Source organism: Hymenobacter piscis (genome assembly GCF_018760735.1).
GTDB classification, from domain to species: Bacteria; Bacteroidota; Bacteroidia; order Cytophagales; family Hymenobacteraceae; genus Hymenobacter; species Hymenobacter piscis.
Genome location: NZ_JAHHZN010000030.1, coordinates 17183 through 42422, shown reverse-complemented (window position 1 = coordinate 42422; position 25240 = coordinate 17183). Strand labels below are relative to the sequence as shown.

Here is a 25240-nt window from a genome sequence, read left to right as displayed (position 1 = left end):
ATGAGTCTGCGTCGAAAACGCAAAAAGGCCGCCCGCGACGACCAGTTCCTGTGGCAGGTGCTGAGCCAACTCGACCCACAGCCAGAAACCGTAGCGAGCTAACTGTGCGTTTGATGCAATGACCCTACCGGCAACAGGCGTTTTTCATCTTTGCCAGGCATTTACCTCCTGCCCCGGCCATGACGGAAAACACCCCCAAAATCTCCCGCCGCTCGTTTGTGCGTCATACGGCCCTGCTTTCCGGCGGCCTGACCCTGCTGCCGGGCCTGCTAACCAGCTGTCAGGACGAGGACGAGCCCGGCCTGAGCTACACCGGCGACTTTGGCTTCCGGGAGGGGGTGGCTAGCTTTGACCCTTCCCCCACCGGCGTTATTCTCTGGACCCGCTACACCAACGCCGACAACGAGAGCGGCGACGCTAGTCTGCGCTGGGAAGTGGCCACCTCCAGCACCTTCAGCCCGCTGGTTGCCAGTGGCAGCGTGGCCGCTCCTGCCGCGGCCGACTACACGGCCGCCGTGGATGTGCCGGGCCTTACGCCCAACACGAAGTACTACTACCGCTTCCGCAACGAGCGGACCCGGGCCGAATCCGTGGTGGGCGAAACCCGGACGCTGCCCACCGGCAGCCAGGCCGGCCGCGTAAAGCTGGCCGTGGTGTCGTGCGCCAACTTTCAGGCCGGCCTTTTCAACGTGTACGGGGCTGTAGCAGCCTCCGACGCCGACGCCGTGGTGCACCTGGGCGACTACATTTACGAGTACGGCGCGGGCGGCTACGGCACCACTGCGGCCACGGCCAGCCTGAACCGCGTCCACCAGCCTGCCACCGAAATCATCAGCCTCAGCGACTACCGCACCCGCTACCGGCAGTACCGCTCCGACAAGCAGCTCCAGCGCGCCCACCAGCTCAAGCCCTTCATCTGCGTGTGGGACGACCACGAGTACACCAACGACGCGTACGTGGGCGGGGCCCAGAACCACCAGCCCGCCACCGAGGGCTCCTTCGAGGAGCGCCGGCGCGTGGCCAACCAGGCCTGGTTTGAGTTTCTGCCGGCCCGCACCGCCGATAAAACCCGCATCTACCGCCGCTTCGAATTCGGCAACCTGGTCAACCTGCTCATGCTCGACACCCGGCTCGTGGGCCGCGACCAGCAGCTGAGCCTGAGCAGCTACGCCACGAACCCGACCGCCTTCCTGCAGGCGCTGACCAGCAGCAGCCGCTCCCTGCTCGGGCCCGACCAACGCAGCTGGCTGACCGGGGCGCTGGCCGGCAGCAGCGCCCGCTGGCAGGTGCTGGGCTCGCAGGTGCTGATGGGCAAGATGAACATCCCGGCCGAGCTGCTGCCGCTGGTGGCGCAGCTGGCCGCCGGCCCCACGCCCGCGCTCCTGGCCCAGTACGCGGCCCAGGCAACCGAGCTCAGCGTCATCAAAACCCGCGTGCTGGCCGGCGACCCCACCGTCACGGCCGCCGAGAACCCGCGTCGCCTCGGTGCTGCCCTACAACCTCGACGCCTGGGACGGCTACCCCACCGAGCGGGAGCGGGTGTACGCAGCCGCTGCGGGCAAGAAGCTGATTTCATTGGCCGGCGATACGCACAATGCCTGGCACAGCAACCTGACGACGGCCGACGGCCGGCGGGCCGGGGCCGAATTTGCCTGCAGCTCCGTTTCGTCACCCGGTTTCGAGGCCCTGCTGGCCGGCGACGCAGCGGCCATTGCGGGCTTCGAGCAGTCGAACGCGCTGCTCATTGACGATCTGCAGTACCTGGATGCCTCCCGGCGGGGTTACATCCTGGCCACCTTCACCGCCGACAGTGCCACCGCCGAATACCGCTACGTGGCTGGCCTGGAAACGGAAAACATCGTCACCACCACGGGCCACACGGTGGTGGAAGCGTAGGCGCCGCCCTCCCACCCGGCACAAGCCCAGCCGATAGTGCCACTGCTGACCCGCGCAGCCCGGAGCACAGTGTGCCGGGCCGGCGAAAAGACGCCGGTTTCTTGAATTGCACTTTCACGCCAGTCACCCGGGGCCAGGCAGGCCGCTGGGCAGGCGCAGCCTGTTCACTTCCGCCACGAGCCGGAACGGCTGGCAGCGCGCCGACCAGGCACAGGCCGGTGGCTACCGGGCGCATGCAGCGCAGTGCCAACGGGGCCCTTCCCCCCGGGGTTGAAGACCGCATGGCGCTGCCTATCCTGCGGCCGGCACCTGTCCGCAACGGGTTTTTCTTGTTCTGATAGCACTATCTCGCTGTGATTGAACTTTAGCAATGGCCGGCTGCTGGGCTAAATACCTACCTTTGCGGGTATACGCTCACATTCGCCCGGTTTTATGCACCAGCTAGTTGCCTTGGGAGCCCCGCCTGCCTTGCAGCGCTATGCGGTTTCTCTGGCTCAAACCCTGGCCGCAACGGTCAACCAGGTGCCCTTCAACCACCTCACGGCTTCGCCCGACACCATTGGGGAGGTGGTGCACCAGCATCACGCCACCCTGCTGCTTGCTGCCGCGCCGCCGCTCTCGTCGCTCTGCCAAAGTGTCTGGGGGCAGGCGCTGTGGCAGGTTCCCTGTCCCGTACTCTTCCTGCCGGCCTCCTACGCAGCGGGGCCGCCCCCGACGCGATGCTGCGTGCTCTCCGACGTGTAGCCGCTACGGCCCGACTGGGCCGCCGCCGCCGCCCACTCGCTCTTGCAGCACTGGCAGCTGCCGAGCACCCTGCTCACAATAGGCCCCCCCGGGTTTGAAATGCGCCACAGCCGGCGAGCCGGGCTCACCCAATGGACTTCACTGGTACCGCTCCCCTACGAATCGGAGGAGGCGTTGGCCACCAAACCGGATTCCACCATCCACGAAGTCCAGTACTGGCTGGCGCAACAACCCCCGCACATCGTAGTCTGCGTGGCCCGCCGGCTCAACCTGCCCCACGTGAGCTGGACCCGGCGGGACCTGCTGGTGTTCCTGGCCCGGGCAGCCGGTCCGGTTCTGGTGGTGCCGGAATAGGCCGCTGGCGTGTTTTTTACGGGCCGGCCGCCCAAAAAAACGCGCCGGAACCCAAGGGGTCCCGGCGCGCTGCCAGCTGCGTGGCCGGTGGGGGTTACTCCGCTGCCACCGGCTCCGTTGCCGGTGCGGCCGCCGCGACCGGCCGGCGCGTGGTGGCCGCACCGGCCCGTCCGGCGCGCTTGGGCGCAGATACCGCGGCGGGCTTGCTGCCCTTGGCTGCCGGGGCACTCTTGGCCTTGGCGGGCTTGGGCGCCGCAACTTTAGCGGCTTTAGGTGCTTTCGCGGCTTTGGGGGCTTTCGCGGCTTTGCTGTGCTGCTTGCGCTGCTGCTCGAGCAGCTGCTCGGCCAGCTGCTGCACTGTTTTCGTCAGCGACCGGGACGGCGCGGCTTCCGCTGCGGCCGGACTGCCTAAGTGAGGCGCCAGCGTCTGCAGCAGTTGGGCCGTCAGGGCCTGGCGCGCGGCTTTGGCGGCGGCTTTTTCGGCTTTTTTCGCGTCCCGTTGCTGTTGCTTCACGACCTGCCTGGCCAGCTTGCCGAGCGTGCTGGTCAGGCTCTTCGACGGCTGCTCGCCGGGGACGTGCGGCTTCAGGCTTTGCGTGAGGGCAGCGGCGACTTCTTGCGGTGGGTTTTGCTTTTCATAAGGCGGATCAGACGGGCAGGCAACTCAACCGGTAACCCGGGAAGAATACCCCGTCCCGTGCCGCAAGAATACGCAAAAGGGGCTATATACCCCTTGTTCTCAGGAAAAGCGGTTACATCTCCCCAGCGTAGCCGGCCCGTGGCCCGCCTTGCGGTGGGTATCAGGTGCCGAGCGGGGCTTCCAGCGCTGGCAGAATAGCCTGCAGCGTGGTCTTGCCCGTCACGTAGCGCACCAGCAGGATCAGGCGGGCCGCGTCGGGTGCCGGCGCGCCACTGAGCTGCAGCGCCAGACGGATGCTAAACAAGCGCCGCGCCGTGGCAGCCGCTTGCGGGTCGCGGGCAGAAGAAGGGAAAGGAAGAGGATACATGGCAGAAGAGGAATGGACACGCCAAGGTAAAGTGCGTTGAGATAAGACCCAGTAAGTCAGAGGTTATGCTTTGATTACATCCCGCCGCCGGCCCTACGGCCGCCCTGCTCTGCCACCGGGCCGCCCCCGGGCAGCCGGCCTGAGAAGGCCTGCCCCCCTCAGGAAAGCAGCAGCCCCGGCCCCCGCAGATTCAGCCCGTACCCCGGCCGGCCCGGATGCCGCCCCGGTCTTCCCCCGCTGCCTGAGTATCTCAGGGCCGGATTTGGATAGTTCAGGGCCAGATTTGACTAGTTAAAACAGGTTCTGCTGGATTCTGACTCCGAAGCACTGTGTCTTTGTAGCACGGCCCGCCGCTGGTGGCGGGCCACTCAGCCTGACGATACTCCTCATGCAATCCGTAACGACTTTCCTGCTGGCGCTGGTACTGGGTTTGGGCCTGGCGCTACGCACGGCCGGGCAGCAGCCCGACCCGGCGGCTCCTATTCTGGGCACCTGGCTCAACGAAGAGCAGAACGGCAAAATCACGTTTGCGCAGGCGCCGGACCGCACCTACACCGCCACCGTGAGCTGGGTGCGGCCGGGAACTGCGGGCAAGCTGAAGGTGGGCGACGTGATAGCCAAGGGCCTGAAAGGCAGCAGCAGCCGGTACGCCGGCGGCCAGCTCTACGCGGCCAGGCGCGGGCGGTGGGTGAACGGTTCGGCGTACCTGCCCGATTCCCGGACCCTGGAGCTGACGGGCTCGCTGGGGCCCATGAGCCAGACGCAAACCTGGACCCGCGTGGGCAACAACTAACCCGGTGCGCCCACTCCGACACCCTATCCGTTGCGGCATGGTCAGCACGATTCCCAGTAGGTTGAAACGGGCCTGGGCCGGCGGCCTCCTGCTGGCCCTGGTGGGGCCGCCGGCCCAGGCCCAGGCGCCGCCCGATACCGTCCGCCTCGCGTCCGTGGAAGCGGCCCTGGACCTGGCCCTGCGCCACAACCCCACCCAGGCCGTGTACCAGCAGCAGCTCCGCCAGGCCCGCTTCAACTACCAGGCCGCCAAAGGCGTTCTGCTCCCCCAGGCCTCGGTCGGCTTCACGGGCACCGACAACCTGAAGCTGCCCGTCACGCCGGTGCCGGGCGAGCTGGTGGGCCAGCCCGGCACCACGTTCAACGCGCAGTTTGGCCGGCAGTACGCCTACACCGCCGGCCTCACGCTCTCGCAAAAGCTGTTTGACTGGCCGGCCGTGCTGCAGACCCGGGTGGCCCGGGGCCAGCTGGAGCTCAGCCAGGCCCAGCAGGCCGCCTACGCCCAGACGCTCAAGGAGCAGGTGGCCCAGCTGTATTTCTCGGCCCTGATTGCCAAGGCGGCTCTGCAGATCAATCAGCTCGATGCCCGCCTGGCCGATACCGTCCAGATTCTCGCGCGGCAGCGCCTGCAGGCCGGCACCACCGATTTGCTGGCCGTCAACCAGGCCGCCATCAACGCCGGCACCGTGCGCCAGAACCAGGCCCTGAGCCAGCAGCTTTTCGACCAGAGCCTGGAAAACCTCAAAGTCCTGCTCGGCGAAAAGCCGGACCGGGAGCTGCGCCTGACCGAAGTCCTCGTCCCCGGGGCCGTGCCGGCCGGGGCCGACCCGGCCCTGGCCCCGGACAAATCCCTGGGGCCCTACGAAACCCAGCTCGCCCTGGCCACCACGCAAAGCCGCCAGCAGCGCGCGGCGGCCTACCCCACCATTGCGGCCACGGCCTACCTGGGCAACCAGCAGTTCCGGGACGACTTCGGCCTCTCGTTCGGGGCCGATGCCTGGCAGCCCTACCAGTACCTGGGGCTCAGCATCAGCAAGCCGGTGTTTACGGGCTTTGCCAACCGCAACCGCAGCCAGAGCGCCCAGACGCAGGCGACCATCGCCCGGCTCCAGCTCGAGCAGGCCCGCGACCAGAGCGCCAGCCACGACCGGGTGCTGCTGAAAAACCAGGCCGCTTACCGCGAGCTGGTGCGCAGCAGCGCCACCAGTTTCGGCCTCTACGCCGACAACCTGCGCCTGAGCCAGCAGAAGTACCGCGAGGGGGTGTTGCCCCTGGATGGCTACCTGCGCGCTTTCCAGGACTACCTGGCGGCCGAAAACCGCTACCTGAACAGCTTATCTTCCTTTCTTGCCAACTACGCCGGCCTGCTGGCCCGGCAGTAACCCACCTGGTAACCCGCCCGCTGCCCGCATGAAACCCATCTGGTCCCGATTGTCTTTGCTGCTGGCCCTGGCCGCGGCTGCCGGGTGCCGGCCCGCGCCGGAAATAGCCCCCGAGCGCCGCCCCATTGTGGATGCCGTTTTTGGCAGCGGCCACCTCGAAAATGCCCGCCAGTACACGCTCATGGCCAATGCCGACGGCTTTTTGCAGGCCGCCTACGCGGCCGAGGGCGATACGGTGCCGGCCGGCAAGGTCCTGTTTCGCCTCGCCAACGCCGCGCAGCGCAGCCAGGTAGCCAACGCGGCCGTGAACCTGGACTACGCCAAAAGCAGCGCCCGGCCAACCTCGCCCCAGCTGGCGCAGCTGGAGCTGCAGCTGGCCCAGGCCCGGCAGAAGCTGCTGGTCGACTCCACCAACTACGCCCGCTACGGGCGCCTGGTGCAAACCCAGGCCGTGGCCGCGGCCGATTTCGAAAACGCCCGCCTCGCCTACCAGACTGCGCAGGCCAACCTGCGCGTGATGGAGCAGAGCCGCGCCGACCTGCAGCGCAGCCTTGCCCTGGGCGTGGCCAACGCGGCCACCCAGTACGCCGTGCAGCGTGAAACCGACGGCTACTACACGCTGCGCAGCGAGCAGCCGGGCGTGCTGATGAACGTGCGCAAAAACCCCGGCGACTACGTCCGCCGGGGCGACGCGCTGGCCCTGCTGGGGGCGGGGCCGATGCTGCTCAAGCTCGCCATTGACGAAGAGGACATCAGCCGGGTGAAAGTGGGGCAGCCGGTGCTGGTTTCGCTTAACAGCCACAAAGCCCGCATCTACCGCGCCACCATCCGCCGGGTGTACCCCGCCTTCAACGCCACCGATCAGTCGTTCGGGGCCGAGGCCACCTTCGACGCGCCGCCCGCGGGCCTGCTCAACGGCACCCGCCTGCAGGCCAACATCATCGTGGAGGAAAAGCAGCAGGCCCTGGTGATTCCCTCCTACGCCCTGGTCGATGACGCCTACGTGCTGCTCGACGGGGGCCGCCGCCGGCAGGCCGTTGAGGTGGGCATCCGGACCCTGGAGTGGACCGAAATCACCCGCGGCTTGCGCCCCACCGACCGGCTCACCCTGCCCGAACCCAAGTAGCGATGCAGACCACCAATTTCAGCATCGCCCGGGTGCACCTGACCACCAACCTGCGGCAGACCGTGGTGGCGCTGCTGGGCGTGGTGTTCGGCATTTCGATGTACATCTTCATGAACAGCTTTATGGCCGGCGTCAACGATACGCAGACGGCGCTGGCGTTTACTTCCCTGGCGCACGTGCGCATCTACAACGACGGGCCGGCCGATGGCACGAATCTGGTCAGCCGGGCGTACCCCGCCGCCACCATCGCCCACATCCGCAACCCCCGGGTGCTGCCCTATGCCACGGGCATCGGGAAGGCGGCCGCCCTGCAGGCGCTGGTGCGGGCCCAGCCCGAGGTGGTGGCCGTCACCCCGCAGGTCAACCTCAACGTGTTTTTCCGCAACGGCAGCACCCAGCTCAACGGGACGCTTTCGGGCGTGGACATCGCCAACGAAAACAAGCTCTTCGGCATCAGCAAGTACATGACCGCGGGCACCTGGGCCCGCCTGCGCTACCGCCCCGACGGCATCATCCTGGGCACCGACCTGGCCCACGACCTGGGCGTGCAGGTGGGTGACAATATCAACATTCTCACCTCCGACGGCATCAGCCGCCGTTACACGCTCCTCGGCCTGTTTCAAACCAACGTCAAGCAGGTGGACAAGGGCAAAGCCTACCTCAACATCAACGCGGCCCGGCAGCTGCTGGCCCAGCACCCGCAGTACGTGACCGACCTGCAGGTAAACGTGCGGCACTACGAGCAAACGGCCCCGCTGGTGCAGCGCATTGCGCCGGTGATTCCCTATAAAGTGGAAAGCTGGCAGCTGGCCAACCAGCAGCTGGAAGCCGGCGCGCAGCTGCGCAACATCATTGCCCTGGCCGTGTCGCTGACCATTCTGCTGGTGGCGGGCTTCGGCATCTACAACATCATGAACATGACCATCAACGAGCGGATCCGGGAAATTGCCATTCTCAAGGCCATGGGCTTTTCGGGCGGCGACGTGACCCAGATTTTTGTCACCCAGGCCCTGGTCATCGGCCTGGTGGGGGGGCTGCTGGGCATGGGGGTCGGCTACGGCGTCGCCCGGATCGTGAACGTGATTCCCTTTAACATCGCGGGCCTGCAGACGCTGCCCATGACCTACTACCCCCGCAACTACCTGCTGGCGTTCGGGTTTGGGGTGCTGACCACGCTCATTGCCGGGTACCTGCCGGCCCGCAAGGCCGCCAAAATCGACCCCGTAGCCATTCTCAGGGGGTAACTTATGGAAAGCAACATCGCGCTGCGGGCCGAACGTATTGTCAAGTATTTCTACGAGCCCGAGAAATTTCAGGTGCTGAAAGGCCTGAGCTTCGAGGTAGAAAAAGGCGAGTTCCTGACCCTGACCGGCAAGTCGGGGTCGGGCAAGTCAACGCTGCTCTACGTGCTCTCGACGATGGACACCGACTACGAAGGCCGCCTGGAGCTGAACGGCGAAACCCTGACCGGGCGCACGCAGAATCAGCTGGCCGCCTTCCGCAACGAGCACATCGGCTTCGTGTTCCAGTTTCACTACCTGCTGCCCGACTTCACGGTGCTCGACAACGTGATGCTGCCGGCCCTGAAGATCAACAAAAAGAGCCGGGCGGAAATCGAGGCGAAAGCCTACCAGAACCTGCAGCTGCTGGGCCTCGAGGCCCAGGCCCGGAAGCTGGCCAGCCGCCTCTCGGGCGGGCAGCAGCAGCGCGTGGCCATTGCCCGCGCCCTGATCAACGACCCGGCCGTTATCATGGGCGACGAGCCAACCGGTAACTTGGACTCGAAAAACACGCAGAACGTGTTTGACATCTTCCGGGAGCTGGCCCACGAGCGCGGGCAGACCATCATCGCCGTCACCCACGACGAAGACTTTGCCCGCAACAGCGACCGGGTCATTGATATGAGCGACGGCCTGATTGTGTAGGACCTGACCGCCCGCGCCGGGCGGCCGGCGCCTGCCCACCACAGGGCCGGCCGCGGCTCCGCTGTTACCTTCCGTTTTTGCCCATGCTTCCCCGCTCCCTGTATCTGCGCACGATGCTGGCCATGGCCACGCTGCTCTCGCTGGTGGCAGGCGCCCCCCGGCTGCTGAACGCGCCCTACGCCAACCAGCTGGACCTGGCCCTGCAGCTGGGCTGCAACTTTTTGCTGCTGGCCGCCCTGGCCACCTGCAATTACTACCTGACCGCCCGGTGGCCGCTGCCGGGGCGGCTGGGCTGGTGGCTGCTGGTCAACTCGCTGCTGGGGGCCGGGCTGGCCTGGGGGCTGGGGCACCTGCATGCCGCCCTGGTGCCCGGCCTGCCCCAGCGGGTGCTGCTGCCGGCCTATTACGTGCGGGGCCAGCTGTACGTGCTGCTGGTGCTGCTGGTGCTCTACTCGCTTCACTTCTTCACCCGGGCCCAGCGCGCGCTGCTGGAAAACGAGCGGCTGCAGCGCGAGCAGCTGCTGGCCCGCTACGAAGTGCTTAAGCAGCAGGTGAGTCCGCATTTTCTCTTCAACTCGCTCACCACCCTGGGCTGGCTGATCCGCGACCAGCCGGCGGCGGCCGAACGGTTTGTGGAAGAAATGAGCCGGGTGTACCGCTACGTGCTCCAGCACGGGGAGCACAACCAGGTGCCGCTGGCCGACGAGCTGGCCTTCACGCAGTCCTACGTCTACCTGCTGCGCATGCGCTTCGGCGACAGCCTGCGCCTTTCCGTGGACCTGCCCGACGGGGTGCTGGCCCTGCCCGTGCCGCCCCTGGCCCTGCAGACGCTGGTCGAAAACGCGGTCAAACACAACGTGGTAGCCCGGCATCGCCCGCTCAGCATCCGTATTTTTCTGACGGCTTCTCACCTGCTGACGGTGGAAAACACCTGGCAGCCCCGCCTGACGCCCGTACCTGGCAGCGGCGTGGGCCTGCGCAACCTGGCCAGCCGGCTGCGCTTCCTGTCCGACGCCGAGCTGGTCATCCGCCAGGATGATGCCCACTTTACCGTTCAGCTGCCCCTGCCGCCCCTTTCCCCCGTCAAGCCATGCATGTTCTGATCCTGGAGGACGAAGCCTCCGCCGTATCGGCGCTCACGCGCCTGTTGCAGGAGTGCCGCCCCGAGGCCCGGGTGCTGGCCGTGTTCGACAGCGTGAGCACGGCCCAGGCGTGGTTTGAGGCCGGCACCCGGGCACCGGACCTGATTTTCATGGATATTCACCTGGCCGATGGCAGCAGCTTTGAGCTGTTCCGGCGGGTAACCATCAGCAGCCCGGTCATTTTCACGACGGCCTACGACCAGCACGCGCTGGAGGCGTTTCGCGTCAACGGCATCGATTACCTGCTCAAGCCGCTGCTCAAGGAAGACATGGTGCGCAGCCTGGCCAAATTTGAGAGTCTGCGCCACCATTACACCACCGGCCCCGCCCCGGCTCCCCCGGCGCCCGATTTTGGCCCCCTGCTGCGTACCATGCAGCAGCTGGCCGGCCCGGGGTACAAAACCAGCTGGCTGGTGCACCATAAAGCCAAGCTGGTGCCCGTATCGGTGGAAGACGTGGCCCATTTTTCCATCCGCCACGGCCTGGTTTTTCTGACCACCTTCGCGGGCCGGGAATACGAGGTAACGCAGACCCTGGATGAGCTGGAAGCGGCCGTCGACCCGCAGCGCTTTTTTCGGGGCAGCCGGCAGCTGCTCTTCGCCCGTCGCAGCGTAACCGAGATGGAACCCTACTACAACGGCCGCCTGCTGGTGCGGCTCGCCCCCGCCGTGCGGGAGGAAATCATCGTCAGCAAGGCCCGCGCCGCCGAATTAAAGCACTGGTTCGGCGCCATTTAGCCACCATCGCTCGGCCCTGGCCGAAGTATTTTTTCAATCCGACACTGGTGGCCAACCAGCTGCTGCAGGGGGCGTGCTGGCGCAAGAACAGCCATTCCCCTCAAGGCCGTGGCAAGTCCCCGGAAAGTAGAAACGTCTTGATTTCGTCCACTGTGGTCCGGGCCGAGCGGCCAACGCCAATCAGGGTAGCCGAGGCAAAGCCCGTCCAGCTCCCGTAGCCCACCAGCCACAGGCCCGGCAGCGCGGTGGCCTGCGTGCCGGCTGTGGCCACGCGTCCATCGGGCTGTAACACGCCCAGATCGGCCAGAAAATCCAGTGCCGGCCGGAAGCCCGTGCACCAGAGTACCGCGTCCACGGCTTCTTCCCGGCCATCGGCCCAGACCACACCCGTGCGGGTGAATTGTCCGAAGGGCCGTACGCTGCCCAGCACGCCCCGGCGGCGGGCCTCCTTTACCGAGTCCACCATCACCACGTCGCCGAGCGTGGGCGGAGGCGCGATTTCCAGGCCCGCGTGGTAGCGCTGGGTGGCCTGCGTAAACAAGACCCGGCCGTCCACATCATCCGGCAGGAAGCGCGGCTCCCGCTCCGTCACCCAGGTCGTGTGGGCCACCCGCGAGACTTCGGCCAGCAGCTGCGCGCCGGAATTGCCGCCGCCCACCACCAGCACCCGCTTACCCGCAAAGGGCGCAGCGTCGTGGTAGTGAGCCGAGTGCTGCTGCACCCCGCCAAAATCGGCCTGGCCCGGATAGGTCGGCATGAACGGGTTGCGCCAGCTGCCGGTGGCGCACACCACGGCCCGGGCTTGCCACGTCCCGGCCGTGGTGTGCACGGCGAAGCCTCTCCCCGACCGGCGCACGGCTTGTACGCGCACGGGCCGGTGCACTGGCAGGGCGTAGCGCTGCTCGTAGCGGGTAAGGTAGTCCACCACCGCGTCGCGGGTGGGAAAGCCGGGGTCGGCCGGGCGCGGCATCAGCCAGCCCGGCAGGGAACTGGCGTCGGCCGGCGAGAACAGGCGCAGCGAATTCCAGCCGTGGGGCCAGGCCCCGCCCGGTTGGGCCTGGTCGTCGAGCAGCGCACAGGCAAGGCCGGCGCGGCGCAGGTAGTAGCCCACGGCCAGCCCGCTCTGGCCGGCCCCGATGACCAGAACATCGGTGGTGAAGTCGGCCGGAAGGGGCAGCGGGGCAGTGTTCATGGGGCTCAGGTGGTTAGGAATTGTGCTTGCACGAAGTCGCGGGCGTAGGCTTTCACCTGGTCGCGCACCGTGCGGAACTGGTTCATTATATCTTCCTCGCTGCCCGTGGCTTTGGCCGGGTCGGAGAAATTGTGGTGCTGCTTTCTAGCCGTCGAGGGGAACACGGGGCATACTTCGTTGGCGTGGTCGCACACGGTCAGCACGTAGTCAAACGGCACGGCGGCGTACTCATCGACGTGGTTGCTGGAGTGGTGGGAAATGTCGACGCCGTCCTCGGCCATCACGCGCACGGCCCGGGGGTTGAGGCCGTGGACTTCCACGCCGGCCGAGTACACGCTGGCCCGGTCGCCCAGTTCTTGCTGGAGGTAGCCGTGCAGCAGCTGGCTGCGGCAGGAGTTACCGGTGCAGAGCACCAGAATGTTTTTCTTATCAGACATGGCTCAGTAGTTACGATGACAGACTTATGCTTGTGTTACCCCTGCTTTGCCCCCGTACCAGCGCCGCCGGAACCAGAAGGCCAGGTTGACCAGCGCAATGAGCGCCGGCACCTCAATCAGCGGGCCGATGACGCCGGCAAAGGCCTGGCCCGAGTTGAGGCCAAATACACCGATGGCCACGGCAATGGCCAGCTCAAAGTTGTTGCCGGTGGCGGTGAAGGCGATGCTGGCATTCTCGGCGTAGTCCGCTCCCAGCCACTTGCCGGCCGCAAAGCTGAGTACGAACATCGCCCCGAAGTAGAGGGCCAGCGGCAGGGCAATGCGCAGCACGTCCAGCGGCACCTGCACGATGGTTTCGCCCTTGAGGCTGAACATGACCACAATGGTGAGCAGCAGGGCCACGAGCGTAAGAGGGCTGATGGCCGGCATGAAGACGTTGCTGTACCAGTCGTTGCCCTACAGCCGGCGCAGGATGGTGCGCGAGAGGAAGCCAGCGGCGAAGGGAATGCCCAGGTAGATGAGCACGCTCCGGGCAATATCCCCGATGCCGATGTTCACGGCGTAGCCTTGCAGCCCGAAGTAGGGCGGCAGCACCGTGATGAACAGCCAGGCCAACACCGAGTAATTCAGCTATGGAGCCCTATCAGCAGCCTAAAACCCGAGCGTGGAACTCGGCGGCGGACCCAGGTGGCGGCTTCCACGGCGGTGGATCTGCGTAGGCCAGCAGAGCCCCGTCCGCCTCTTTTTCGTTTCTTTCGCAGCTGCTTCCAGGCGTCACCGTATGCCCGAAGCGGCGCCCCGGGCCGAAACTCCCCGTCCGCAGCACTGGTTCCATCTGGTTGTTTACTTGTTTCTTTGCCGGTCACAACTGCCCGTTGCGGCCCGCGCCCTGGCCGCCATTTTTCTTTTTCCTGCTCCCCGCACTTTCCCCGCCTTTCCATGGAAATACTCATTATTCTGCTGCTGCTCATTCTGAACGGCGTGTTTTCCATGTCCGAAATTGCCCTGGTTTCCTCCCGCAAGTCCAAGCTGGAGGCCGAGGCCAAGCTGGGCAGCCGCAAGGCCCAGGCCGCCGTGGACCTGGCCAACGACCCCAACCGGTTCCTGTCCACAGTGCAGATCGGCATCACGCTCATCGGCATTCTGACCGGTATTTTCAGCGGCGCGACGCTGACCAGGCAGCTGCAGGGCGTTATTGCGCAGGTGCCCGGGCTGGAGAGGTTCAGCGAGAGTATCGCCGTGACGGGCATGGTGGTGCTCATTACTTACCTCTCGGTCGTTATCGGCGAGCTGCTGCCCAAGCGCATCGGCCTGACCAACCCGGAAGGCATCATCAAGCTGGTGGCCGGGCCCATGAGCATCCTCTCGCGCATTACCTCCCCGTTTATCTGGCTGCTGACCGTTTCCAGTGACTTCCTGATTAAAATTCTGGGCATCAAAACCCAGGACAGCCCGGTGACGGAGGAGGAAATCAAAGCCCTGGTGATGGAGGGCGCCACGGGCGGCACCATCCAGGCAATCGAGCACGACCTGGTCAGGAACGTCTTCAGCCTGGGCGACCGGGGCGTGGGGTCCATCATGACCAGCCGCCAGGACATCGTCTGGCTGGACCTGGAGCAGGACGCGGCCACGCTCAAGCAGCTGGTGCTCACGCGCAAGCAGTCGGCCTACCCCTTGTGCCAGGGCAGCCTGGACGAGGTGCGCGGCATGGTGTACCTGAAGGACCTGGTAGCCGATGACCTCGACCAGCAGCTGGCCCGCCTGGGCGAGCTGCAGCAGGAGCCGCTGTTCATCCCCACCAGCAGCAAGGCCTACCACGCCCTGGAGCTGTTCCGGCAGCGGCGGCGCCACCAGGCCATTGTGGTGGATGAGTACGGCGGCGTGGTGGGCCTGCTCACCCTGGACGATATTCTCGACGCGCTGGTGGGCGACATCTCGCCGGACCAGGACGCGGACCCCGCCGTTGTGGAGCGGGCCGACGGCACCTTCCTGCTGGATGCCCAGCTGCCGTTCGTGGAATTTGCCGAACGGTTCCACATTCCGGCGGCCCAGCGGCGGGGCCTGACCGGCTTTCACAGCGTCGGGGGCTTTGCCCTGCACATCCTCTCGGTGCTGCCGCGCGTCGGGGAGCATTTCACGTGGGAAGGCCACTACTTCGAAATTGTGGACATGGACCGCAGCCACATCGACAAAATCCTGTTCCGGCCGAAATCTGCCTGAGGCGGGTCGGCGGCCGGAAACGTCATCAGCCGACAAGCTGAAGCGGGGTTATGCAGGCATTACCGTGAAATGAAGCTTCTGTGATGTCTGCGGCCCGTCGCTTTTATCCTGTCGGCGACCCTCTACATTTGGTGCAAACGACGCGCCGTGGCACCTGACAACTTACCTGCGCTGTTTGAGCGGATTCGCAACGACGACTACCAGGCGTTTGAGCAGCTGTTCGCCGCGCACTGGCGCGGGCTGTACCAGTACGCCTACAAAGCCCTGCGCGACGCCGAGCAGGCCGAAGACCTGATCCAGGAGCTGTTCTGCGACCTGTGGGCCAACCGGGCGCAGCTGCGGATTCACTCCAATGCGGCGGCCTACCTGCCGGGGGCGCTGCGCAAAAAAATCCTGACCGGCTTCCGCGACGCCGAGATTCACCGGCGGCACCTGCAGCGCTTCGGGGCCGAACAGTCGCCCGTCTCTGAAACGCCCCTCAAGTGGCTGGTGGGCCACGATACGCTGGCCGCCATCCGGCGCCAGGCCCAGCAGCTGCCCCCCAGGGAAAAAGAGGTGTTTTTGCTGGGCATGCTGCAGGACCAGTCGGTGAAGGAAATGGCCACCCACTTCACCACCTCCGAGCAGACCGTCCGTAACCAGCTCAACAGCGCGGTGCACAAGATGCGGCCTTTCCTGACGAAGCTGCTGCGCCCCGGGGAATAAGAGCGGCCTGCGTTACCTCTCTGTTACGTTTGCAAAATGAGTAGTTGAACGGGCGGCGCTCTGCAACTATGCCGGCACAGTTCACTCTCACCTTTCCTGTTGCTGTGGCGCCCGCCGAGCCTGCGTTCCGGGCCGCAGCATGTTTGTATGATTCCGAAACTACTTCTTGCCGCCGCGCTGCTGGCTAACGCCCCCGCCGTAGCAGCCCAGCGCACTGCCCGGCCCAAACTGCTGGTGGGCCTCATGGTGGACCAGATGCGCCCCGACTACCTCACCCGCTTCTACGACCAGTTCGGGGAGCAGGGCTTCAAGCGGCTGCTGCGCAACGGCTTTCAGTGCCGCAACACGCACTACAACTACGTGCCCACCGTCACCGGCCCCGGCCACAGCTCGGTGTACACCGGCACCACGCCCCGCTACCACGGCATCGTGGGCAACTCCTGGTACGACCGGCGGCTGCGGCGCGACGTGTACTGCACCGACGACTCCACGGTGCAGCTGGTGGGCACGCCGAAGGGCATTGGCGTTTCGGCCCGCAACCAGGTGAGCACCACGCTCGGCGACGAGATGAAGATGGTATCGAACGGGCGCAGCCTGGTGGTGGCCCTCTCGCTCAAGGACCGGGCCTCGGCCCTGCCGGCCGGCCACATGGCCGACGGGGCCTTCTGGTTTGATATGAACACCGGCGACTTTATTTCCAGCACCTATTACGTGCCGGTGCTGCCCAAATGGGTGGCCGACTTCAACGCCCAGAAAAAGGCCGACTTCTACCGCCAGCAGACCTGGACGCCCTTGCGCGGACCGGAAGCCTACCTGAACAGCGTGGCCGATTCCAACGCCTTTGAGCGCATCTTCAAGGGCAAAACGGCGGCTACCTTTCCGTACAACCTCAGCCAGCTGGCCCCGCTGAACCCGCCGGCCTACGAGGCCGTCAACATCTCGCCCTTCGGCAACAACCTGCTCACCGACCTGGCCCTGGCCGCCCTGGCCGGCACCGAGCTGGGCCGCGACGACGTGCCCGACCTGCTGGCCCTGAGCTACTCCAGCCCCGACCCGGTGGGCCACACGTTCGGGCCGCTGTCGAAGGAAGAAAACGACCTGTACCTGCGCCTCGACCTGGAAATTGCCCGCCTGCTGCAGGCCCTCGACAAAACCGTGGGCAAGGACAACTACACCATCTTCCTGACCGCCGACCACGGGGCCAGCGAGGTGCCCAAATACCTGGCCCAGCACCAGGCCCCGGGCGGGGCCCAGCACCACGCCACGCTCAACCAGGGCGCGGCCGACTTCCTGGTGCAGCAGCTGGGGCCGGGCCAGTGGCTGGAAACCGAGCGCAACAACATGTACTACCTCAACCGCCCGCTCATTGCCAGCCGCAAGCTGGAGCTGGCCCGGGTGCAGAACCTGCTGGCCGATTACCTGCGCGAGCAGCCTGGCATTGCCCAGGTGAACACCACGGCCCAGCTGCTGACCAGCGGCACGGGCGCTTTCCTGGAAACCAAGCTGCAGAACGGGCTCTACTACCCGCGTTTCGGGGATGTGCGCTTCGAGCTGCAGCCGGGCTGGACCTGGGAGCTGGGCGTGGGGGCCACCCACGGCTCGGGCTACCTCTACGACAGCCACGTGCCGCTGCTCTGGTTCGGGGCCGGCATCTCGCCCGGCGTCAGCTACGCGTATCACGGCATCACGGATATAGCCCCCACGGCGGCCATGCTGGTGGACAGCAAGCTGCCCAGCGCCTGCACCGGGCAGCCGATTGTAGAGGTGCTCAGTCCGGCCGCGCCCCCGAAACGCCGCCAGTAGCCCCGGTCAGTCAATATTACGCTTTTGTTATATCAGGCTACCCGGATAGTTACTCCGCGCCGCTTGTGCAACCTGGTTATGAAGTTTCGCCCGCCCCGCCCGTTGCCCGCCCGTCTGCTGTACTCCCTGCGAAGCCGTGCCCGGCGGCGGCGGCAGCGGGAGCAGTGGCTGGATGCCCTGGTGGCAGCTACCCCCGACGATGCCGGGCTCCTGAGCGAGGAGCAGGCGACGCAACGGGAGCAGCGGCTGCGGCGCACCATCCGGGCCCGTACCCAGCCCCTGGGTCGGGTACGGCGGCTGTGGCCGGTGCTGCGGGTGGCGGCGGTGCTGGTGCCGCTGCTGGTGGCGGCGGCAGTGTGGTGGGGGCAGCGGCCCGCGCCGGCGCTGCACTACACCACCGGCATCGGGGAGCAGCGCGAGCTGGTACTGCCCGACCACAGCCGGGTGTGGCTGCGGCCTAACTCGTCACTGACGTGGCGGGCCGCGGGCCAGGGCCGGGAGGTACTGCTGCGGGGCGAGGCCTTCTTTGCCGTCACCAAGGATCCGGCCCGCCCGTTCGTGGTGCGCACGGCGGCGGTGGCGGTGCGGGTGCTGGGCACTTCCTTCCTGGTAAAAGCCTACCCGCAGCTGCCTGCTACCACCGTGCTGGTGCGCACCGGCCGGGTGCAGGTGGCCGGGCCGCAACGGGAGCTGGCCGTGCTGCACCCCCACGACAAGCTGGTGTTCAACCCGGCCCGCCGGCAGCTCACGCTCACCCACCACGAGTACACCGCCAACCTCACCACCAACCCGATGCTGACGTTTGAGCAGGCTTCCTTACCCGAAATCCTGCTGACTCTCGAAAACTACTACCCCGTACGCTTCGAGCTGCGCCCCGATGCCCCGGCTGTAGCCCTGAGCGGCTCCCTCGACCCGGCCCTTTCCGCCGACCAGATTACCGACGTGCTCAACACCCTGCTTAGCCGCCACCACCTGCGCATTTCCCGGCGCACCGCTACCACCTACCGGGTAGAATAAGGCGCGCCGCGCCTGCCCAACATCTTGCTTCCGCTCCTCTCACATCGGCCGGTTTCCGGCCGGCCGGGCCACGCCTTGCCCGTTTTTCACCCTTTTCTATGCTACACCTCAACTCCTTTTTAGCTGCCCGTGCGCCGCGGCTGACCGGCGCGCTGCTGCTGAGCCTGGGCAGCGCCTTCGGGGCGCAGGCCCAGAACAGTACCCGCGAAGTAGCCTATTTCGCCGTGCCGGCCGGCCCGCTCACCAGTGCGCTGCAGCAGCTGCAGCGGCAGGCCGGCGTGAGCATCGTGTACGAGGCCCGCGACCTGCAAACCAGTCAGGTAAGCGCCACCGAGCTGCGGGGCGCGCGGGTCGGGGATATTCTGCGGCAGCTGCTGCGCAACCAGCCGCTGCGCTTCGAGGAAAAGCAGGGCGTCATCATCCTGCAGCCCACCAGCCCGGCGGCCCCGGCCGCTCCCGGCAAGCGGGCTCCGCAGGGCCGGCAGGTGAAAGGCCGGGTAACCGAGGCCGGCGGGGCGGCCCTGCCCGGGGTAACGGTGCTGGTGAAAGGCACCACCGTGGGCGCCGTAACCAACGGGGCCGGCGAATACACGCTGGATTTGCCCGAAGGGGCCGAAACGCTGGTGTTTTCTTTTGTCGGCTACCTGGCCCGGGAGGTGGCGGTGGGCGAGCAGGCAACCATCGACGTCGCCCTGGTGCAGGATGCCAAGCTGCTCAGCGACGTGGTGGTGATTGGCTACGGCTCGGTGAAGAAGGGCGAAGTAACCAGCGCCATCACCTCGGTGGACCCACGCGAGTTCAACCGGGGCGTGGTGGCCACGCCCGACCAGATCCTGCAGGGCAAGGTGGCCGGCCTGAACATCACCCGCAGCGGCGACCCGAACGCCACGGCCTCGGTGGTGCTGCGCGGGGCCTCTTCCCTGCGCACGGGCCAGGCCCAGGAGCCGTTTTACGTGATTGACGGGGTGCCGGCGGCCTCTATCAACCTGGTGGCCCCCGACGAGATTGTGAGCATTGAGGTACTAAAGGATGCCTCGGCCACGGCCATTTACGGGGCCCGGGCCGCCAACGGCGTTATCCTCATCACCACCCGCCGCCAGAAGCCCAGCGCGGCCGTCTCGTACAGCGGCTACGTGGGTCTGGAGCAGGTATCGAATACGCTTGACATGCTCAGCGGCGACGAGCTGCGGGGCTACCTGGAGGCCAACAGCAAAAGCCTGAGCCCCGCCGACAACGACGCGGGCACCAACACCGACTGGCAAAAGGAAGTGATGCGCACCGGCCTGAGCCACAACCACACCGTCAGCTACGGCGGCGGCTCCGAAAAGTCGGCCTTCAACGCCAGCCTCAACTATTTCAAGCGCGAGGGCGTGATGAACACGTCCGACAGTGAGCGGCTCATCGGCAAGATCAACCTCGACCAGAAGACGCTTCAGGACAAGCTGCAGCTGCGCTTCACGCTCACCAACTCCCTGCTCACGCAGCACCTGATTTCGGAGCTGGTGTACAAGAACATGTTCACCCACCTGCCCACCACCAACATCCGGAACGCCGACGGCACCTACAAGGAAAACCTGACCCGCACCCAGTACTACAACCCGGTGGCGCTGCTGGCGCAGAACCACGAGGAGCGGAAAATCAACACCCTGCTGGGCAACGCCAGCGCCCAACTTACCCTGCTGCCCAACCTGACGAACACGCTCAGCCTGTCCATGCAGAACGAGGCGGTGAAGGGCGGGTCCTACCAGGGGCGGGAGTCGCCGGTGCCCAATGCCGCCAACGTGACCGGCCTGGCGGCCAAGGGCCTGGCCCGGCGCTACAGCGTGGAGAACTCGCGCAGGATTCTGGAAAACTACCTGACCTACAACCCACTCAGCACGGCCGCGCACAACCTGAAAGTGCTGGTGGGCTACTCCTGGCAGCAGGACAAGAACGGCGACGGTTTCCAGACCGATACCCGGGGCTTCGTCTCGGATCAGCTGGGCTACAACAACCTGGCCCTGGGCAACCCCGGCGGCGTGGCCCCCAACTACGACGCGGCCATTGCCGGCTACAGCCTGGGCATTTCCACCCTGCGCCTGATTTCGCTCTATGGCCGGGTGAACTACGGGCTCCGGGACCGGTACTTTCTGCAGGTATCGGTGCGGCGCGACGGGTCGTCGGCCTTTGGCCGGAACAACCGCTGGGGCACGTTTCCGGCCGCTTCGCTGGCCTGGAACCTGGCGGGCGAGGACTTTCTTTCGGGCCTCAGCCAGCTCACTGAGCTGAAGCTGCGTGTGGGCTACGGCATTACGGGTAACTCGCTGGGCTTCGACCCGCTCATTGCCACCCAGCGCTACAGCAGCGTGGGCACGTTTTACTACAACGTGGCCTTCATCAAGGCCATCGGCCCGACCCAGAACCCCAACCCCGACCTGAAGTGGGAAACCACGGCCATGCTGAACGTGGGCCTGGATTTCGGCCTGTGGCAGAACCGCCTCGGCGGCACGGTGGAATACTACGACAAGCGCACCTCGGACCTGATCTGGAACTACCCGGTTTCCACTACCCAGTACTTCGTGAACACGCTGTATGCCAACGTGGGCGAAATCAGCAACAAGGGCCTGGAGCTGACGCTCAGCGCCCAGCCGGTGCAAACCAGGAGCTTCCAGTGGAGCCTGACCGGCACGCTGGCCCACAACGTGAACAAGGTGGAAAAGCTGGCCAACGAGCAGTTCCGCCTCGACCAGGTGTACACGGCCTACCCCGGCGGCTCGGGCCAGAGCGGGATTTCCACCCAGGTGGTGAAGGCGGGCTACCCCGTGGGGCAGTTTTTCCTGCCCGAGTACGCCGGCCGCGACGAAAACGGCCTCTCGCTTTTCTACAAGGCCGACGGCACCACCACCGGCTCGCCCACCCTCAACGACTACCGCTACCAGGGCAACGCCCAGCCCCGGCTGCTCTATGGCCTGAGCAACACGGTGAGCTGGAAAAACCTGGACCTGAACTTCTTTCTGCGCGGGGTGCAGGGCAATAAGATCCTGAACGCCACGCTGGCCAACCTGAATATTCCGGCCCAGTCGACGGCCAACAACCTGCCGGCCTTCTCCCTGACGGAGCCCTACGCCGACAACCGCGCCAACTACTACTCCAACCGCTACCTCGAAAACGGCTCCTACCTGCGCCTGGATAACGTGACGCTGGGCTACAACCTGCCCCTGGAGAGCGAGTACGTGAAGCGCGCCCGCGTGTACCTGACCAGCCAGAACCTGCTGACGCTTACCAACTACCGCGGCATCGATCCGGAGATGAGCCTGGGCGGCCTTACCCCCGGCCTCGACAACAACAACTTCTACCCCAAAACCCGCTCCTACGTGCTGGGCGTGAACCTGGACTTTTAGGTTTTTGGTGACTGGTTTTTGGTGGTTGGCGTGTGAAAGTCAGCCACCAAGACCCGCTTCCACTACCACTAACGAAAAACCAACAACCATGTCTGCCATACTTCCTTTCCGCCTCCGGGCCCTGCCCGCCGCGCTGGCCCTGCTGCTCACCGCCGCCGGCTGCACCGATCTGGACGCGCCCATCGAATCGGAATACACGCCCAGCAACTTCCTGACCACGCCCGAGCAGTTCATTGCCGCCTCCGGGCCGGTGTACAGCCAGATGCGCGGGGAAATAGCCAAGGCCTACTGGAACCTGCAGGAGCTCAGCACCGACGAGGCCGTGATTGTGGCCCGCAACGGCAACTACTACGACGGAGCCCGCTACCAGCAGCTGAGTCTGCACACCTGGAACCCGCAGAACCAGTTTGTGCGCGTGGCCTGGGAGTGGGGCTTCAGCGGCATCAGCACCTGCAACCGCACCCTGGCCCTGTTCCAGAATACCCCCGACGGCGCCTTCAAAACCCAGTTTACGGCCGAGCTGCGCACCATGCGGGCCCTGTACTACTACCTGATGATGGACGCCTACGGCAACATTCCGCTGGTGCCCGAGTTCGGGAGCACCGCCCAGCCCACCAACGCCACCCGCCAGCAGGTGTTCGAGTACATTGAGCGGGAGCTGCAGGCGGCCCTGCCCAACCTGTCGGAAAACGTATCGGCCCAGACCTACGGCCGGCCTACCCAGAGCACGGCCCAGGCCCTGCTGGCCAAGCTCTACCTGAACGCGGAGGTCTACATCGGGCAGCCCCGCTACACCGAGGCCATTGCCGCCTGCAACGTGCTCATCAAGAGCCGCAAGCACAGCCTGGCCACGAATTACATGGACGTGTTTGCGGTGGAAAACGGCCCCCAGGTCAGTGAAATCATCTTTGCCGTGCCTTTCGATGCCAACCTGGCCCAGGGCAACATGATGTCCCGCTTTGCCTTGCACCAGCAGATGAAGGACAAGTTCGGCCTGCTCTTCACCCCCAGCAACGCCAGCCTGACCTGGCCCGAGTTCTTCGCCCTCTACCGGGAGCCCACCGACACCCGCAACCAGCAGTGGCTCTCGGGCAAGCAGTACCTGAGCGACGGCCGCACGCCGGTGCTGATTTCGACCACCAAAAAGGGCCTCGATTCGCGCTACACCGGCTCCGACGGCAGCGCGCCCATCAGCTACCACCTCACGTTGAGCGATACGCTCACCTTCCGCGACGCGGCCAAGTTCGACGTGGGCAACGACGAGCTGGGCAAGGCCCAGGGCACCCGCAATATCAAGTACTACCCCGACAAGTCCTCCACTTCCCGCGACCAGGGCAACGACCTGGTGCTGCTGCGCTACGCCGATGTGCTGCTGATGAAGGCCGAAGCCCTGCTGCGCGGCGGCCAGGACCCCGACGGTGCCACGGCCCTGAGCCTGGTGAACCAAGTGCGCACCCGGGCCCAGGTGCCCGCTTTCACGGCCCTGACTCTGGACATGCTGTTTGAGGAGCGCAGCCGCGAAATGGCCTGGGAAGGCTGGCGCCGCACCGACCTCATCCGCTTCGGCAAGTGGGAAGCCGTGTGGGGCCAGGGCCTGAAAACCAATGCCGAGCCGCACCGCCGCCTGTTCCCCATCCCCGCTACCGAGCTGACTCTCAACACCAACCTGCAGCAGAACCCCGGCTACTAAACGTCCTTCTTTCCTTTCCTTTCCATAACCACTACACCCGCATGAAAAACCTAACTCCCAGAGTGGCATTGCTGGCCACCGGCCTGGCCCTCTCGGCCCTGAGCAGCTGCAACCTGACCCCGGACCAGGCCGAAACGGTAGCCCCCCGCGCCACCCACACGGCCGATGCCACGGCCGCCTTCAAGGCCAGCCTGGCCCTGCGCTGGGCCCCGGTGCATTACCAGGATACCGACGTAACCGGCGGCCATGGCCTTAGCGGCAAGGGCGACTACCTGGCGGCCATCAACTACGACGGCGACTGGAGCGGCACCAACAACTGGAACAACCTGAGCCGCTTCGCCGCCACCGGCCACGGCTACTACTCGGTGGTGGAAACCAGCACCCACTGGTTTGTTACCTACGCCTTCTTCCACCCCCGCGACTGGACCGACAACTTCCTGCTTTATAACCTGGACGAGCACGAAAACGACCTGGAAGGCCTGCTGGCCGTGGTGAAAAAGGACGGCAGCACCTACGGCAACCTGCAGGCCATCGTAACGGTGGCCCACTCGGACTTCTATTCTTTCGTGCCGGCCGGCTCTGCCTTGCAGGCCAACCAGGAGGATATCGACGGGACGCTGAGCCTGGAAAGCTACAACGGCGAGCTGCACCCGGTTACGGCCCAGGAGGCCAAGGGCCACGGCCTGAAGGCGTATCCGTACTACAAGCTCAACGGCGACGGCCTGAAGTACTTCCCCACGGCCGCTACCGCCGAAGCCCCGACCTCGGCCGATGACCGGGACGTGAAGTACAAGCTCGTGGATATTTTTGCGGCGGGCGGCCTATGGGAGCAGCGCACCAACGCGGCGCTGTTTACCTCGGCGGCGGGCGGTTTCGTGAAAAGCTACGGCAACGGCGGCGCCAACGCCCCCTGGGCCTGGGACGACGGCAACGACGTGCCCGGCCGCGGCGAGCTGGCCACCGATCCGGCCAAGCTGGTCAACAGCTACTTCAAAAACCTGGGCGCTTTTAGCCTCACCTATCTCGACAATAAGTACAAGGGAATCTAAGAAACTATCTGACCGGGTGGGGCAACGACCTGCTGGGTTAAGCCGGAAGCGCCAATCTGCGATGCCCGACAGGCCTTCCCGCATGGTGCGGCCACTGGCGGCCGGCAAAAAAACCTGTGCTCTGCACGCAAGCTTATCGGGCGGTGCCGGCCGGGGGCACCAGCGCAAGGTTCCATCGGCGGGCGAGGCCAGCTTTTAGCGCTGCAGTACCGTGTCCTGGGGTACTGCGGTAATCACGCGCCGGAGCTGCTGCTGGTGGGCGTCGCCCCATTCGCCCAGGGCTACCAGCCGCGGTAGCAGCGACTCGCCCAGGGCGGTAAGGTGGTACTCCACGTGCCGGGTCTGCTGCGAGAAGTCTTCCTTGCGCAGCAGCTCGTGGTCGACCAGCTGCCGGAGCTGCAGCGTCAGCACGCGGCGCGTGACCTCGGGCAGCCGGCGGTGCAGCTGGCTGGGGCGGCGCAGGCCCTGGTCCACGAAATAGAGCAGGCTCATCTTCCATTTGCCGCCCAGCACCTCCCGCAGCAGGTCGAGGCCACAGTCCAGGTTGGGGGCAATTTTGCGTTCGTACATGGGAGCAGTGGGAAGGGAGGGGAAAAAAAAGACAGCGGGGTAGGGATTGTAAAATCCCGTATTGCCACGCCC

The 25240-nt window shown here is 65.8% G+C and carries 22 protein-coding genes and 2 pseudogenes; 18 read left to right on the top strand and 6 right to left on the bottom strand.

What is annotated here, in order from left to right; all coding sequences use genetic code 11:
* Window positions 1-179: 179 nt before the first annotated feature.
* From KLP40_RS19865 to KLP40_RS19855, 4 genes and pseudogenes are all read left to right on the top strand, one after another.
* Window positions 180-1268: pseudogene (locus KLP40_RS19865) on the top strand (alkaline phosphatase D family protein); the annotation flags it as partial.
* 217 nt (window positions 1269-1485) lie between these two features.
* Complete coding sequence (locus tag KLP40_RS21690) at window positions 1486-1896, top strand: alkaline phosphatase D family protein (protein ID WP_394370043.1); 411 nt, start codon at window positions 1486-1488, stop codon at window positions 1894-1896.
* Between the two features lie 432 nt (window positions 1897-2328).
* Window positions 2329-2640 carry a hypothetical protein gene (locus tag KLP40_RS19860; protein WP_215595583.1) on the top strand — a complete coding sequence of 104 codons (312 nt, stop codon included), beginning with the start codon at window positions 2329-2331 and terminating at the stop codon, window positions 2638-2640.
* 42 nt (window positions 2641-2682) lie between these two features.
* Window positions 2683-2994, top strand: a complete 312-nt coding sequence (locus tag KLP40_RS19855; protein ID WP_215595582.1) for a hypothetical protein — start codon at window positions 2683-2685, stop codon at window positions 2992-2994.
* Window positions 2995-3088: 94 nt separating this feature from the next.
* Here the strand turns inward: KLP40_RS19855 and KLP40_RS19850 are convergent, their stop codons facing one another.
* Window positions 3089-3508, bottom strand: a complete 420-nt coding sequence (locus KLP40_RS19850) for a hypothetical protein (protein WP_215595581.1) — start codon at window positions 3506-3508, stop codon at window positions 3089-3091.
* Between the two features lie 286 nt (window positions 3509-3794).
* Window positions 3795-4001: a hypothetical protein gene (locus KLP40_RS19845; RefSeq protein ID WP_215595580.1), complete on the bottom strand. Its 207-nt coding sequence runs from the start codon at window positions 3999-4001 to the stop codon at window positions 3795-3797.
* A 388-nt stretch (window positions 4002-4389) separates the two neighbouring features.
* On the opposite strand from KLP40_RS19845, the gene KLP40_RS19840 reads away from it, so the two are divergent.
* From KLP40_RS19840 to KLP40_RS19810, 7 genes are all read left to right on the top strand, one after another.
* Window positions 4390-4794, top strand: coding sequence for a DUF2147 domain-containing protein (locus KLP40_RS19840; protein ID WP_215595579.1), 405 nt, complete (start codon window positions 4390-4392; stop codon window positions 4792-4794).
* Between the two features lie 37 nt (window positions 4795-4831).
* The gene (locus KLP40_RS19835; protein WP_215595578.1) at window positions 4832-6175 is read left to right on the top strand and encodes a TolC family protein; all 1344 of its coding nucleotides are present in this window, start codon (window positions 4832-4834) and stop codon (window positions 6173-6175) included.
* Window positions 6176-6203: 28 nt separating this feature from the next.
* Window positions 6204-7301, top strand: a complete 1098-nt coding sequence (locus KLP40_RS19830; protein WP_215595577.1) for an efflux RND transporter periplasmic adaptor subunit — start codon at window positions 6204-6206, stop codon at window positions 7299-7301.
* Between the two features lie 2 nt (window positions 7302-7303).
* The gene (locus tag KLP40_RS19825) at window positions 7304-8545 is read left to right on the top strand and encodes an ABC transporter permease (RefSeq protein ID WP_215595576.1); all 1242 of its coding nucleotides are present in this window, start codon (window positions 7304-7306) and stop codon (window positions 8543-8545) included.
* Between the two features lie 3 nt (window positions 8546-8548).
* A complete protein-coding gene (locus KLP40_RS19820; RefSeq protein WP_215595575.1) occupies window positions 8549-9226 on the top strand; it encodes an ABC transporter ATP-binding protein in 678 nt (225 codons plus the stop codon).
* A gap of 83 nt (window positions 9227-9309) precedes the next feature.
* Window positions 9310-10329 (top strand): sensor histidine kinase, encoded by a 1020-nt coding sequence (locus KLP40_RS19815; protein ID WP_215595574.1) that lies wholly within the window; start codon window positions 9310-9312, stop codon window positions 10327-10329.
* A complete protein-coding gene (locus KLP40_RS19810; protein ID WP_215595573.1) occupies window positions 10317-11105 on the top strand; it encodes a LytR/AlgR family response regulator transcription factor in 789 nt (262 codons plus the stop codon). Before KLP40_RS19815 ends, KLP40_RS19810 begins: the two co-directional genes overlap by 13 nt.
* Window positions 11106-11205: 100 nt before the next feature.
* Here KLP40_RS19810 and KLP40_RS19805 read toward each other — a convergent pair whose 3' ends face one another.
* The 3 genes and pseudogenes from KLP40_RS19805 to KLP40_RS19795 all read right to left on the bottom strand — a co-directional run.
* Window positions 11206-12297, bottom strand: coding sequence for an ArsO family NAD(P)H-dependent flavin-containing monooxygenase (locus tag KLP40_RS19805; RefSeq protein WP_215595572.1), 1092 nt, complete (start codon window positions 12295-12297; stop codon window positions 11206-11208).
* 5 nt (window positions 12298-12302) lie between these two features.
* On the bottom strand, window positions 12303-12734 hold the full coding sequence (locus tag KLP40_RS19800) for an arsenate reductase ArsC (RefSeq protein WP_215595571.1): 432 nt from the start codon (window positions 12732-12734) through the stop codon (window positions 12303-12305).
* Window positions 12735-12758: 24 nt separating this feature from the next.
* Window positions 12759-13364: pseudogene (locus KLP40_RS19795) on the bottom strand (arsenic resistance protein); the annotation flags it as partial.
* Window positions 13365-13673: 309 nt separating this feature from the next.
* On the opposite strand from KLP40_RS19795, the gene KLP40_RS19790 reads away from it, so the two are divergent.
* The 7 genes from KLP40_RS19790 (at window position 13674) to KLP40_RS19760 (ending at window position 24598) form a co-directional block, all read left to right on the top strand.
* A complete protein-coding gene (locus KLP40_RS19790) occupies window positions 13674-14954 on the top strand; it encodes a hemolysin family protein (protein ID WP_215595570.1) in 1281 nt (426 codons plus the stop codon).
* A 147-nt stretch (window positions 14955-15101) separates the two neighbouring features.
* Window positions 15102-15659: an RNA polymerase sigma factor gene (locus KLP40_RS19785; protein ID WP_215595569.1), complete on the top strand. Its 558-nt coding sequence runs from the start codon at window positions 15102-15104 to the stop codon at window positions 15657-15659.
* Window positions 15660-15806: 147 nt separating this feature from the next.
* On the top strand, window positions 15807-17462 hold the full coding sequence (locus KLP40_RS19780; protein ID WP_215595568.1) for an alkaline phosphatase family protein: 1656 nt from the start codon (window positions 15807-15809) through the stop codon (window positions 17460-17462).
* Window positions 17463-17540: 78 nt separating this feature from the next.
* On the top strand, window positions 17541-18479 hold the full coding sequence (locus KLP40_RS19775; protein WP_215595567.1) for a FecR family protein: 939 nt from the start codon (window positions 17541-17543) through the stop codon (window positions 18477-18479).
* A 98-nt stretch (window positions 18480-18577) separates the two neighbouring features.
* Window positions 18578-21859: a SusC/RagA family TonB-linked outer membrane protein gene (locus tag KLP40_RS19770; RefSeq protein ID WP_215595566.1), complete on the top strand. Its 3282-nt coding sequence runs from the start codon at window positions 18578-18580 to the stop codon at window positions 21857-21859.
* A gap of 88 nt (window positions 21860-21947) precedes the next feature.
* A complete protein-coding gene (locus tag KLP40_RS19765; protein ID WP_215595565.1) occupies window positions 21948-23549 on the top strand; it encodes a RagB/SusD family nutrient uptake outer membrane protein in 1602 nt (533 codons plus the stop codon).
* 41 nt (window positions 23550-23590) lie between these two features.
* Window positions 23591-24598: a hypothetical protein gene (locus KLP40_RS19760; protein ID WP_215595564.1), complete on the top strand. Its 1008-nt coding sequence runs from the start codon at window positions 23591-23593 to the stop codon at window positions 24596-24598.
* A gap of 195 nt (window positions 24599-24793) precedes the next feature.
* Here KLP40_RS19760 and KLP40_RS19755 read toward each other — a convergent pair whose 3' ends face one another.
* Window positions 24794-25168, bottom strand: a complete 375-nt coding sequence (locus KLP40_RS19755; protein WP_215595563.1) for a winged helix-turn-helix transcriptional regulator — start codon at window positions 25166-25168, stop codon at window positions 24794-24796.
* Between the last annotated feature and the right edge of the window lie 72 nt (window positions 25169-25240).

Bases quoted from the DNA above. Each gene is read 5' to 3' on its own strand.
- KLP40_RS19825 (WP_215595576.1), top strand. From the start codon at position 7,304: ATGCAGACCACCAATTTCAGCATCGCCCGGGTGCACCTGACCACCAAC.
- KLP40_RS19830 (WP_215595577.1), top strand. From the start codon at position 6,204: ATGAAACCCATCTGGTCCCGATTGTCTTTGCTGCTGGCCCTGGCCGCG.
- KLP40_RS19815 (WP_215595574.1), top strand. From the start codon at position 9,310: ATGCTTCCCCGCTCCCTGTATCTGCGCACGATGCTGGCCATGGCCACG.
- KLP40_RS19790 (WP_215595570.1), top strand. From the start codon at position 13,674: ATGGAAATACTCATTATTCTGCTGCTGCTCATTCTGAACGGCGTGTTT.
- KLP40_RS19820 (WP_215595575.1), top strand. From the start codon at position 8,549: ATGGAAAGCAACATCGCGCTGCGGGCCGAACGTATTGTCAAGTATTTC.
- KLP40_RS19860 (WP_215595583.1), top strand. From the start codon at position 2,329: ATGCACCAGCTAGTTGCCTTGGGAGCCCCGCCTGCCTTGCAGCGCTAT.
- KLP40_RS19760 (WP_215595564.1), top strand. From the start codon at position 23,591: ATGAAAAACCTAACTCCCAGAGTGGCATTGCTGGCCACCGGCCTGGCC.
- KLP40_RS19765 (WP_215595565.1), top strand. From the start codon at position 21,948: ATGTCTGCCATACTTCCTTTCCGCCTCCGGGCCCTGCCCGCCGCGCTG.
- KLP40_RS19840 (WP_215595579.1), top strand. From the start codon at position 4,390: ATGCAATCCGTAACGACTTTCCTGCTGGCGCTGGTACTGGGTTTGGGC.
- KLP40_RS19780 (WP_215595568.1), top strand. From the start codon at position 15,807: ATGATTCCGAAACTACTTCTTGCCGCCGCGCTGCTGGCTAACGCCCCC.
- KLP40_RS19770 (WP_215595566.1), top strand. From the start codon at position 18,578: ATGCTACACCTCAACTCCTTTTTAGCTGCCCGTGCGCCGCGGCTGACC.
- KLP40_RS19775 (WP_215595567.1), top strand. From the start codon at position 17,541: ATGAAGTTTCGCCCGCCCCGCCCGTTGCCCGCCCGTCTGCTGTACTCC.
- KLP40_RS19800 (WP_215595571.1), bottom strand. From the start codon at position 12,734: ATGTCTGATAAGAAAAACATTCTGGTGCTCTGCACCGGTAACTCCTGC.
- KLP40_RS19845 (WP_215595580.1), bottom strand. From the start codon at position 4,001: ATGTATCCTCTTCCTTTCCCTTCTTCTGCCCGCGACCCGCAAGCGGCT.
- KLP40_RS19755 (WP_215595563.1), bottom strand. From the start codon at position 25,168: ATGTACGAACGCAAAATTGCCCCCAACCTGGACTGTGGCCTCGACCTG.
- KLP40_RS19835 (WP_215595578.1), top strand. From the start codon at position 4,832: ATGGTCAGCACGATTCCCAGTAGGTTGAAACGGGCCTGGGCCGGCGGC.
- KLP40_RS19810 (WP_215595573.1), top strand. From the start codon at position 10,317: ATGCATGTTCTGATCCTGGAGGACGAAGCCTCCGCCGTATCGGCGCTC.
- KLP40_RS19805 (WP_215595572.1), bottom strand. From the start codon at position 12,297: ATGAACACTGCCCCGCTGCCCCTTCCGGCCGACTTCACCACCGATGTT.